We start from the raw sequence: 12546 nt of genomic DNA on the forward strand, positions 1-12546 counted from the left end.
TTACAAATCGAGTGAATTATGCCTATACTCGCAGAACACGTACTTCATAAAGCACAATCTGAATTTAAGAAATCAGCCCCCCCCAGACACCCGGATCTTAAAACAACTAAATTAACAGCAGAGAGTAACGGCAGTCTAAAAGCTCCATTCAAAAAGCTCATTGATGACTTACAATTAGCTAAATACCCCCATCCTCCATTTACCTGTCAACAACAAACAATTGAAATAGATGGTAGAAAAACTCCTGTTACATACATCAAAGCTGATGGACCAATAAATTTATCCAGTGAACAACTTCATCTGGTGAGTGTCAATTCACTTTTATTAAGAAAAGTAGCCTTAGCTGCAACATTAGAAGCCTATGCAAGCCAACATGTCACGGGAAAGAACCAATTAAAAGCGATACGCGCTCAAATAGAGCAGCTAGTAAATGAATCGATTCAAGAAGCCCTCAAACAAGCAGGAAACCCAAACCAGAAGGTGAATACCTATGATGAAACCAATGAGTTTATTAATAAGCTAGGTAACATTTTAAATAGCAACACCCAGATAAAAAGTCATAATGAAGCAGTGAGAATCATCAAAGGCTATGAGCGTTATGTTCTTTCTGAGATGAATGCAGGCAGGGTTATTATTAATGAAAGCACAGTGACTACCGATAAAGGAAAGAAAAACCTGATTCAAATGGATATTCCTTTAGATGCCAAATTAACAGAAGCCCAGAAAAAAGAATACCTGCGAGTATTAGACTCTAAAAAACCTGAATGGTTTCAAAAACTCAACCCAGAAGAGCAACGCTGGTATCAAGATCGAGTGAAAAGGGCGACTAAGTCTGCTGATGGATGGACTAAATTTGCGCAAGAAACCTATGGAACTTCTGCCATGCAACAAGCCCTGGAAATGAAAAATGCTCGAAAAAACTATTTTTTTATTGATGGAGCATTACAGAGTGAAAGCACCAAAAATGCCACCCTCAATGCCATTGAAGTCCCCAAAAAAGAACGCCAACAGATAACCATTCAAAATGCAGAGCAATTAATAGAAAATCAGATACAAGGTGCTGAAGAACGATTCCGTGCCCATTGGGGATTAACCCCAGATGCTAAATTACCTGGTAGAATTATGATTGCAAGCCAAAGCTTGTTAAGCCCATTACTAGGCCTTGCAGATGACAAAATGATCAATGCGCAACGAGCTGCCATCGAGCTTTTGGCTAAAGATCCTCGATATAAAGATAAATTCCAAGTTGCCTTTGGTAATGATGCCGTTAATATTTTCCGCAAAGCACAAATTATTGACTGGAAATACACCAATGAAGTAATGAATTACTCAAGAGGGTTGATGACAAATCTTCAACAAGCGGGGGTTGATAGTAATCATCCTCAAATGAAGATAATGACCGCAGCTTTAGCTCAATTAGAAGCATTAAAAAAATCTCCCAATTTAGACGACCGTAATAAAGCCGCCTTCAAAACAGCCCTTACCTCCATACTTATTGAAGCAGCAGGAGGTAACGTCAGTACCAATTGTAAAAGTGGTAAAGACCGCACCGGACTTGAAGAGCTCTATCATAACGCGATGTTAACCTATTACAGTTTATATAATGAATTGCCCAGCTATGATGATGGCCCAGAAAAAAGGGCACAATTTGTCGAACTATTTTCTCATTTATTCAATACCTTAAAGATCCACGAATCAGCCTCTGGGAATACCATCGGTGCCTTTGGTATTAAAGACAGCGCAAAAATGCTGTGTTCAGATATCGCTAAAGCATTAGGTGCGAATTATACCATGAGCAACAGCCGGGCCAATATAAACAAAACTGAAGAGGCCATGGTTAAAAAGATTCTCAAAAACTTTGACCAAGATAAAACAGTTGTTGAAGCAGATGTGTTTGCCGATTTTGCTCTGGAAAAACTACAGCATCGCAAACATGAACTGGAACAAAAATCAGGGAAAAAAGAGAAAATTGCAGTACTGGCTCAATTAATTTCAGACATAAAAAAAGGCAAGGAATTAATTCCGGCATTAAATGAGTTTTTAACAGATGAAAAAAACAAACGTATTTTTTCATCTAAAACAGGGCTTGGCCAAGATCAAACTCTTAAGTTAATTAAAAAAATTATTAGTGAATATGAAGATAATAACAAATTAATCGAAGAAAGAAAGCAATATCAAAAAAGAGAACTCGAATCATCAACAGATACTAAAGCGCCAGTAATTAACGCAAAACAACGAATACCTCAACCTCAACAAGAAATGCCTGTAAACCACAATATACAAAGCGGTACTCACCGAGCTCCAAACCATGAAGCAGCACAACAAAGCGTGCAAGCCCAAAAGCCAGGGCCTATCCAGCAAACTCAGAGAACAACCCGAACTCCCAATCAAGAACGACTCGATTTTGAGAAGGGGCAACTAATCCAGCTGCAAACAGAGTTAGCGAAAGTCAAAGAAGAGATGCAACTGAATAAACGCCAACTTGAAGAAATAAAGAAAAAACTAAGCACTGATAGAAATCAATTAGATCATGTCTCTACTGCGCTCATTAAAGAGAAAGAAACAGCCAATCAAATGGACATAAAATTAACTCAAGAAATTGAGCTTTTAGATCATCTTAATACAGCAATCCAAGTTCAAAAAAATGAGTTACACCAATTAGAGAGCGAATTAGAGCACGTTTCATCAATGTCTGCAGAACTTGATTCTCAAAAAACTAATCTTGAAGGATTGGTAACAGAGCATCAACAAGAACGTATTAAACTGGAACGCCTAACTCAACTGCAACAAGAAAAACTCACTCTTGATGGGTTAAAGAAAGAGCATCGTAAAGAAGGCTCCATATTAAAATCCAATGAAATTTTACTTAAAAATCATCAAGATACAAGAGATGATTTAGGGTCTAAAAAAACTGAATTGACGGAAGAGCTCCGTCAATTGCAAGAAGAAAGCGCAGAAAAAGAAAAGAATAAATCATTTATAACCAGGATTTTTAAGGCCATTACTTCTTTTTTCAACTCCATGTTTGGTTCTGCTTCCAACCAAACTGAAAACACCCTTGTTGCACAAAAAACAAAGGAGCTTGAGCAATTAAACTCCGAAATTGTTCAACTAGATAACAGCATAGAACAACAAAAGCAAGGTGTTAAAAATCAACAAGTCAAAGTAAATGGTTTAGAAAAAGACATCGGGAAACAAAGCACTAAAGTACAATCAATCCAAGAGGGTATAGTCCTTAATGACGAGATAAATAACGAGATTGAAAAACAAACTAAAAAGGTCGAAAAATTAGCAACCGAAATCCTGCATACCGAACAAGATATTGGGCAACTAAAGAAAGCAGAGGCAAGCAACCACATTATAGTTCAAGAACTTACAAAACAGATTAGCCACCAAAAAGAAGTAATCAGCAATACTGAGGTGATGATTGGTCAAAAAGAACAAACCATTCAAGAACAACAAAGAGATTTAAACTCACGATTAAGTTCCATAGGAGAAATGGAACAACAAATTGCCAAACAAGAACACTCAATAGAAAAAGACCGCTTGTCGCTACATCAATGTGAAAATAAAATTAACAGCAACGGAACCGAGCAACGTCAGCTACAAAATAAAATCATCAAACAAGAAAAGAAAATTCAACATGAAGAAAAACATACCCAAGTACATGACAGCAGAAACAACCAGCATGCTCATATTGAACGGTCTATGGCTATGAAGCAACAACTCCATGAATCAAAAATGGTGGAAAACGACGAATTACGAATAAATCAAATGCAGATTGTTGTGAAGTGAATGTTCACTGCAATGGCAACAAAATAAATTGCAAGCTATCTATTTACGAGAGAATATACTTGGCTTGTTATTAATAATAATGAGCTGGGGAAGCAATGAAACGGCCAATAGAGACTTTAAGAATTTCAGAAGAGGATCTTCGTATCTAAAATTCAAAAGCCCCTTTTTCCTAGATTAACAAAAGCTTACTGGAAGGTGCCGTCCAAACCCATTAAGTAAAACTTAATATTGATTGCCTGCTTTGGGGCAAAGCAGGTAAAAAGTCTAATAACTTAACGCTCGAGAACATCGAACTCCAATCGAAACAAACTTATCGCTGCCGCCTTGAACACCGCCACTCGTATCAATATCTACAGATCTTGCATCAGTCTGTGGAGCGTTCGAATCTTCGGTTGAACTCCAATAAAGTCCTGCAAGGCAGGTAGTTCCGCTGGGCGGGGAGCAAGAGGTGCTTGGGGAGGGAGCATTGGAGTTTCCAATCAAGAAAGAAAGGCTGCCTACCATGCTTTGAGTTCCATTAGGACAACTTATAAAGAGATCTTTAGCATCCATCTCACAAATTGCCGGAAAATACCAATCATTATAGCAAGATCCATTTGTACATGGAGTATTACCATTCGAGTCTATGGCATAGAGTACGCATAGGCCTGCCGCATAATAATTAAGTGGGGTAGGTGCACTTCCTCCACTGCTGCGAATGTGATTATAATAAGAAACAATATTTCTCGAATTACATGAGCCATCGGTACTGCCGTTGCATGCGCTATAGGGTGGTGTGCCAGCCGGATAAGAGGGTACGGTGGGAGAGGGGGCAGTAGTAGTCGATGTTTCATCAATCCCCAGAATGCTTGTGTAATCCACATTTAAATTGCCCACTCCATTCCCATTGGAACTCCAAATAATGCCGGGATTTAAAGGACCAGAGAGAACGGCAGGCATTGCTTGATCAACAAGAGCAGTTACTTTACCGCCTATACTTCCGGTTTTTAAGGTGGTGTCATTAATCGAATAGATAAAACCACCTTGGTACTGACACCCATAGCCTAATACATAGATATTTACTTGGCTGGAAACACCACCATCTGCCTTAATCATCACCGTACCAGCAATTGGCTGCGTGCCAGCTGTACATGCAGCGTTATTTGAATCATTACTGGCTATCGAGCCTGGTGTTAAAGTAATCATGCAGGAATCCCCCTCATTGAGTGAGCCCGTACATGTTGTGCTGCTGATGCTCGTTCCTGAAGGAAGCTTAATGGCGCTAACTGAGATATTGGTGGCAGGAGCAGAGCCTGTGTTTTTAATAGTTATTTGTCTTGGGTTGCCCGTGAGTGCTGCATCTTGCGTGGTCATACAAGATGAAGCGGGCTGGCAATTGATTGAAAGTCCCAGTATTGATGTGCTGGGTATTAAAGTAGCTGTGCCAGGAGGCCTTTGCGTTAGTCGGATGACTAAACTGTCGGCCTGGCTTGGTCGATAGCATTGATTGGGATTACCCCGCTCGCATACCTCTGGACCTCCCATTATGTCCCCCTTTAAATCGCTCCCTTTTACATCCAGAGTTAAAATGCATTTTTCCTGATAATTCAAAGGGGAGATACATCCTGATGAGGTTATTCCTTGAATAGGCTTCATCCATAATGTATGTATTTTATGGGATTGATTGGTCAAAAGGTATTTGATGGTCGTTGTCTGTGAGCTGCTTACTCTCACTGAGGGGGGATATCCGGAGACTTGGGTAAACGTCCATACAGGAATACCACCATAGACTGGATTTAACAGTACTAATCCCGCAAGAATTATGTATTTTAAACGATTTTTATTCATGAATTATATCCTTATAAAAGTACCTTGGCACCGCTAAGCGGGTCAATCTAAGCAGAAACATTCTCAAATGCTTCTCTCCAATTTTGAAGCGAGTATATAGGAAAACGTTCTCTGAAGGGAAAGATTTCACCCCTTATCATAGTCAAATCTACCACACCATTTTTCTATTGTTAGCTAAGAATACGTTTCGATCTCAAGTTATATATTAAGTCGATTAATGAGGGATTTTCTGCTCCACGTATTTTTTAACAGCTCGAAGCCAGATCGTGACAATACTTGCTATAAAGATTGGTTCTTGCCATGTAATCAAAGTATAAAGTGAGACGGAATTTGAAACTGAGCTTTATAACTCAAGAGAGCATTAATTCAGAAGGATGATTGACGGGACACTTAAGTCTGATTATTTTGATAATCAGACTTAATGTAATAAACAGGAGGGCGGATTCAACTAACTAATGCAACACGGCTTTTTTACATCAATTATGTAAGGTCATAGCTTCATTTTCTACATTCATATTAATGATCTGTCTTTTTTCTACTTACCAGAATAAAACTACCATTAACTTCAATCCAAAATAATGGGTTCAATATTAAGTTCCACATCATAATGAGCTTTAATTTTTGATTGAATCGAATCAGCAAACTCCAATAGTTCAGCTTGATAAGCACCACCATAATTGACCATAACCAATGCATGCTGCGGGTAAATACCTACATTGCCTTGTCGTAAACCCTTCAGGCCCAAACTATCAATCAGCCACCCTGCGGATAGTTTAATTTTCTCAGGATCCTGCGTGGGGAATGTTGGTAAATTAGGATACTGAATACATAACTCATGTGCAGTTTCTTTGGGGATGATAGGATTATGAAAAAAACTCCCTGCATTACCTAGCTCATTGGGATCAGGTAATTTACTTTGACGAATACTAATGATTATATTACGCAAGTCATACGGTATTGGATTCGTTAAAGATGAAAGTCTTTGGGCCACATCGCCGTAATTAGCATTAAGATTGGGCTCGCTTAATAAAGTGAAACTGACACTAATCACTATAAAACGCGAATTATTTTTTAAAAAACTGTTTCGATAACTAAATTGGCATTCGCTGTTGCTAAGAATAACCAGTTTTGCAGTGTGAAGATCATATACCAAAACCTCTTTGATAAAATCTTTAACCTCAACTCCATACGCACCAATATTTTGAATAGGTGCAGCCCCCACCGTACCTGGGATTAAGCTTAAATTTTCCAAGCCAAAAGCACCCTGATTGGTGCAATAAGCCACAAATGCATCCCAGTTCTCGCCAGCCATTGCCGTCACAATCTGTTCTTGGCCAACTTTCCTAATAGTGATTCCACGTAACTCATTATGAATAACTAGGCCTTGATATCGGGCAGGTATAATTAAATTACTCCCCCCTCCCAAAATAAAGAACTTTGAGAAATTAGAAAGAACGTCTCTAAGTTCTTCTAATTGTTCGACTTGATTTAAGACAACATAATAAGACGCTGTTGATTTTAAGCGTAATGTATTTAAGGGAGTTAAATCAACATCGTTTAGAATGTTCAGCATGTTTGAGGATCAAATGAGTATTAATTGTCTATTATCCCGAATTTTATTGGGAGACACAATTGCTAATTTGATAACTACCTCATTATCCTCCGCCAATGCGCTTTTGCATATAAAAAAAGACTCATTTATGATATTGATGATCATTATTTGATCTAAAATAACATTTTAAATTAAAATATCGTGTTTATATTTGATGAAAAGGCTTTTCCATGCAAACTCCTTTAGAACAAAGCATTAATCAAGTCACCACGGACGCAGAGCCCCAATCACCCGCTACAAAGAAAAACAAAAAAAGAGCAAACCCTGAACCCGCCCAAGACATGGCTAAAAGCGAACCCGAAGTCAAAAAAAGGAAAATTGCTCCCCCACCCACAACCCTAAAAACAACTATTGCCACTTTATTACATAGCTATTCAACCAATCTAATTGATTTTAATAGATTTAAAACAGAAGTAGCTGAGCTCAAGCAATCGATGCAAAATGCAGACCTACCAATAGATAAATTTATCGAATTAATTTGTCCCTTTGTAAATAATCGCCACATGGTTCATATCAATAAAGTTCGTAATCGTGAAGGTTATTTGCAATGGACAGTTGATGAAATAGAAGCATATTTTATCCAGCTTACCCAAGAAGAGCGGTTACCCACTGGTGGTTACAGTATCATTGAAAATATTCTTAACTGCATCGGTTACGAGAACTTAAATTTATTGACAGAAAGACCGGAAATCAAACAACAGCTTGTCAATAATTATGCTTATGTATTTATCACCTTTTTACAACCATACCTCCCTATAGCAGAGATTCTAGCCGAGTATTTTCCCGGGGAATTGGGGGAGCAATTAAAAACTAAAAATATTCAGTCTTATTATCCGGCTACTTTTTTAGATTTGCTCTATGCGATTGCTCCTATTGCAACATTTGATTATTGGAAACAAGGTTTTCGTCCCTATTCTCAAGCCGAATTTAATTCGCGTTTTTTTTCTATCACTGCAGAGCCAACTCAATTATTAGCAATCTATCAAGAAATTGTTAGTGATGAGTGCTATCGTGATTTATGCAGCTTTTCTCATTATGTTCAACCATGGCAATTATTTCTTAGTAATCCTGTAATTAATCTCGAGCTATTCCAACAGCTTATTGAAAAAACCCAAAGCTGGCCAAATCTAAAAGAAATAAATAGACTATGTAACTCTAGCCTTAAAAAAGACCTAGTCTATATTCAAAAAATAATTTACTGCATCTCACGGCTACCTGAACCCTTAAACACCCCCGCGGATGCACTGTTTGCCCAACAGCTTAAAACCGGATTACCCGCAGGATTACAACCACCAGCACCATTACCACAACAAGCCGCCCTCCCTCAAATTACTGTTCAATGGCTACAACAATATCTAGTAGCCAATGCCACTGAAGCCGCTGGATTATTCTTTGGCGTAAGCGTCATGATTTTTAAAAGCAAAAGTTATGGCGAATTAACCAACCTGTGGAATGTACTCAAAGAGAAACAAGGGGAACCGAAACAACTATTTAAAAGTTATTTACTGGCGTATCAATTTACCAATCCTTTATTGGCACATCGACTTGGCGCAGGCACAGTATCGCCTACTCCCATTTACCCTCTTCCGGTTCTCACTGAAAGCTATCTGATTGAGATAAAACAAGCGCTTGCTCACTTTGCTACCCAGTTAAGTGCAACCGAACTATCGCAATCCGTTGAATCCTTAATTAATTTTTCCTATTGGACATTAATTCATCTTGCCAATAACCAACCCTTCACAACCCTTCCTGGCACAACCTTGAGCTATTTTGCCCAATTTAATGCGGAATTAATCAATATCATTCCGGAGGACACGCTACTTTCACCGCAATCTTATTTCCCCATCTCGCGTATTCTCTTTAGTTTAGTCAGCAAAATGGAACTAGAGAATAAGGCGAGTGTGCCTCACTGTTTCTCTACACTTATTAGCTCATATAGTCTTTCAAAAAACAGAAAAAAAGAGTGTTTGGGAGCACTATTCCCCCTGATAATAATGCATTATGTAGTAGGCCCTAAGAGTAAAGACCTCTGTCCATTAATGGACCAACTCAGCAACCTGGAACCAAGCTGGCTTAATCATCTAGCTCAAGAGGTGCGCGTGTCGGGACAAGAACCGGAACAAACTCGCAATCTATTTACCACCTATAGCAAACTATTTTCCTTGCCAAACTTAGCCCAAGATGCGGCGGAAATATTGGCTTACCTATTAGAAAAAATACGCGATAATGAGCAAGTAATCCTTCCTGAACAGTTTTTAAAAGAAATTGCAGAATGGCAATTGAACCTACAAAAAAGAGCTCAATTAAATGCAGCAACCCAAACGCTATTGGATGCTATTTATAATCACTGCATTCATAAAACGCAAAATACACCACAAGAAAAAACCTTTGAGGAAATTCGTACCCAATTGTTAATAAAATTTAATGCGGACCCCACACAAGAAGCTCAGGCAATACATAGCAGAGAAAACCATGAGTTTTCTGAGCTCATTTATTCTGCATGGATGAATGCATTAGGAGATACCGAAACCTTACGTATGGAAAAAATAGCACAGGGAAAAGATTTTTTTATACAATTGATTCCGCAAAAAGAGGCTGAAGTTGTAGAAAAACAATTAGAGAAAAAAAGCAGGGAGTTTTTACTCAAATTTCCCTCCTATCTATTCGGAGCTCGAGGTACTGGTTTTGATGCGGAGTGCCAGCCAATTCTCGAGAGCATGAAACCCTATATGTTAGTAAAAGGCTATCTCAATCAGATTATAGGACGCGCCAAACTAGTAGAAACGCCCACAACCACCGTCCAACAACGTCAACGTATAAAGGATGCAAAAAAACTATTACATTTAATTTGTGCGATTGCTTATTATGCGAAAACAGAACAAGAGTCACCTGAGCCATTTAGAATCACCGATAAGGAAGAGGCTTTGAATATTTTGCTCCTTGAGTTAATTGACCAAGCGAGCAACCCCTCCTGTGATCAAGGCCCATTTATGAGGATCTTAATTGCCTTAGAACCGGCAACAGAATACCACTTCCCCTTCCTGACTCGACGATCCATTCAATTTTATGTTAATGAGTACATCAATGCGTTCTACACTCAACAATCAGAAGCAGATAGAAAAAGCTTGTTGCAAGAAATTTATGTCCGAATTGAAGACAAAAATACACTAACTGACATTGACTACCTGCCGGAACATACTTTTTCCTTCCTATGCTCTAGATTTCTTGATGAATACGCTCCTAGAATGGGCCATATTACCGCCAAGGAAATTGAACTGCTCTTTTCCATAGAGCGCCCACAAGCATATCATCCCTTACTCGTCACCGATCTAAATCAATATCATCAGGAGCAACGCGCAGCCCTCCTAAGCCCCGCGATGAATCCTAATGGATTTTTTATAACACCTGCTAATCAAGGGAGAGCAAGTGTTTCGGCGATGGATGTTGATGAACAGCCCGAAAATAAACCAGTGACGTCTCGACAAAATACTTAAGATACAAGAAAGCAACTCGAACTCCCGCGGCCTTTAGCGGGAGGGGATTTAGTTCCTTTTTACCAAATACGCCTATTTAATATAGGTAAATAGAATGGCTATTCGTATCCTCGAATAGGTAATTTTCCCTTATGTTTGCGCCATTAGACGTGACAATGAGATAAGTGTATATTAGGAAAACATTGTAAATATCAGTAAATTGAGTGATTAAAAATGCAACGTAAATACGCTCTCCTTATCTTAGTTATTGTCGGATTAATTATTGCCCTTAACCGCGAAGAACAGATTACTGATTATGTGCAAAACTGGCTCCATCCCAAACCGAAACAACTTTGGTTTTGTCCAGCCCCTGAGCAAGTTGCAGCGAATCAATCAAATCCTGGTGCTTTTAATGTTAATGGAGTGGATTGGGTTGTCGATTACCATGGTTGGCCAGCCCCAGAAAAAATAGGTTTTATGCAAGCATTAATCACCGAAGACAGTAATTTATCTTGCTATTACCAATGGAGTAATCCTAAAGAACCTGGGACTAATTTATGGATGACCGTTAAATTATCTCCATTAGTTAATCAGAAAATTCGCGCTTATGGTTCCTATTGGCAACAAGATAAATCCACGAATATATGTTCTGCCGGAATTAATGCTTGTGGTTTTGAAATAAAGCAATAAGGTAGACTATTGTTCCGATGCTTGGCATAGCCATGACCCTCAAGCTAAAAACTAGCTTAACAGCGAAATTCTGCGGATTCACTACATCCATTGGATCCCTGGTCAAAAGCGCGGAAATTCGGATTGTATTTGAGAGGCTACTAACGACCTCGAAGAATTTCCTCGCTTATCTTTTTATGCTACAAATAAATTCTTAACTTGTAATGAAGGAAGTTTTATGAGCTTAACGGAAAGGATGGTCCTTAACTATTTAAAAAAAACCAATCCCTTAACAGCAATTGATAATGATGATGTTAAAGATAAATATCAATGTAAAACGGGGCAAATGCCACTGACGATAAGCGTGAGTAAACAGTTAATTACCCACCTCATTAATGGAACTATCTTACAAGACATTGCGGAAGAAGAGGATGTCGAAGAAGAACAGGAATACGACGATTTCGAAAAGAAAGAAGAACAAGAGGATGATAATCTCGAAGAAGATTATTTTATTATAAACAGAGAATTAAGCGACCAAGAAATACTCTCCTTAAAGCGGTTACAAAATGCCTTGGCGGATTTACCCACCTCCTTAAATTTTCAATCAATTTATTCGCTCATGACTACCGGAGTGGATGGCCTACAAAAGAGGTTACTTGAATCGGTTAATGATTACCTACAAAATATTCAAGAAGTTACAGAGCATAAGCTATTATTAAAGGCCGTTGTATTAGTACTTAAAATTTTAGAATACGATTTGAGCAAAAATCCTGGTCCAATTACGAGAGGGGCTGGATTTTTTAAGGTAGAAGTTTTATCAGATGTAAAAAGAATCGAAAATTACAGTATAGTGAAAGGTCTATTGGACAGGATCATTGAGCAATATAATGATCACTATGAGCCAAAGCCAATCGCTTTAGCAAGTAGGTCTTAGAATCGCAGGAGAGATACTTAATTATCACTGCTGGCCCGAGTTCTTGCGGGCTATATATCTTTATTGCAAGAGCAATGAAGACGGCGATCGGGGCTTTAAAAATTACCTCATCATCCCCCTCCCAAATTCCCGTGGTTTAGCCACAGTATTCACAAAATAGTGGATTAATGACTGCAATTAAATGTGATTGAGGCTCTCAAAGCCACACCTTGGGAGTTCAAGAAATGTTTTAATGA

6 protein-coding genes are annotated in these 12546 nt (G+C 38.5%); 4 read left to right on the forward strand and 2 right to left on the reverse strand.

Going from position 1 to position 12546, the window contains the following annotated elements:
- Positions 1-18 precede the first annotated feature (18 nt).
- Complete coding sequence (locus ACD661_RS03505) at positions 19-3795, forward strand: hypothetical protein (protein WP_400186338.1); 3777 nt, start codon at positions 19-21, stop codon at positions 3793-3795.
- Positions 3796-4059: 264 nt separating this feature from the next.
- Here the strand turns inward: ACD661_RS03505 and ACD661_RS03510 are convergent, their stop codons facing one another.
- Together ACD661_RS03510 and murB are read right to left on the reverse strand one after the other, a co-directional pair.
- Positions 4060-5622, reverse strand: a complete 1563-nt coding sequence (locus tag ACD661_RS03510) for a hypothetical protein (RefSeq protein ID WP_400186339.1) — start codon at positions 5620-5622, stop codon at positions 4060-4062.
- A gap of 565 nt (positions 5623-6187) precedes the next feature.
- On the reverse strand, positions 6188-7195 hold the full coding sequence (gene murB, locus ACD661_RS03515) for a UDP-N-acetylmuramate dehydrogenase (protein ID WP_400186340.1): 1008 nt from the start codon (positions 7193-7195) through the stop codon (positions 6188-6190).
- 209 nt (positions 7196-7404) lie between these two features.
- On the opposite strand from murB, the gene ACD661_RS03520 reads away from it, so the two are divergent.
- From ACD661_RS03520 to ACD661_RS03530, 3 genes are all read left to right on the forward strand, one after another.
- Positions 7405-10728 (forward strand): hypothetical protein, encoded by a 3324-nt coding sequence (locus tag ACD661_RS03520; protein WP_400186342.1) that lies wholly within the window; start codon positions 7405-7407, stop codon positions 10726-10728.
- Between the two features lie 213 nt (positions 10729-10941).
- The gene (locus tag ACD661_RS03525; RefSeq protein WP_400186343.1) at positions 10942-11397 is read left to right on the forward strand and encodes a hypothetical protein; all 456 of its coding nucleotides are present in this window, start codon (positions 10942-10944) and stop codon (positions 11395-11397) included.
- Positions 11398-11614: 217 nt separating this feature from the next.
- Positions 11615-12310, forward strand: a complete 696-nt coding sequence (locus ACD661_RS03530) for a hypothetical protein (RefSeq protein WP_400186344.1) — start codon at positions 11615-11617, stop codon at positions 12308-12310.
- Positions 12311-12546: the final 236 nt, after the last annotated feature.

This window comes from Legionella lytica, from assembly GCF_044626755.1.
In the GTDB taxonomy this organism is placed as follows: domain Bacteria; phylum Pseudomonadota; class Gammaproteobacteria; order Legionellales; family Legionellaceae; genus Legionella; species Legionella lytica_A.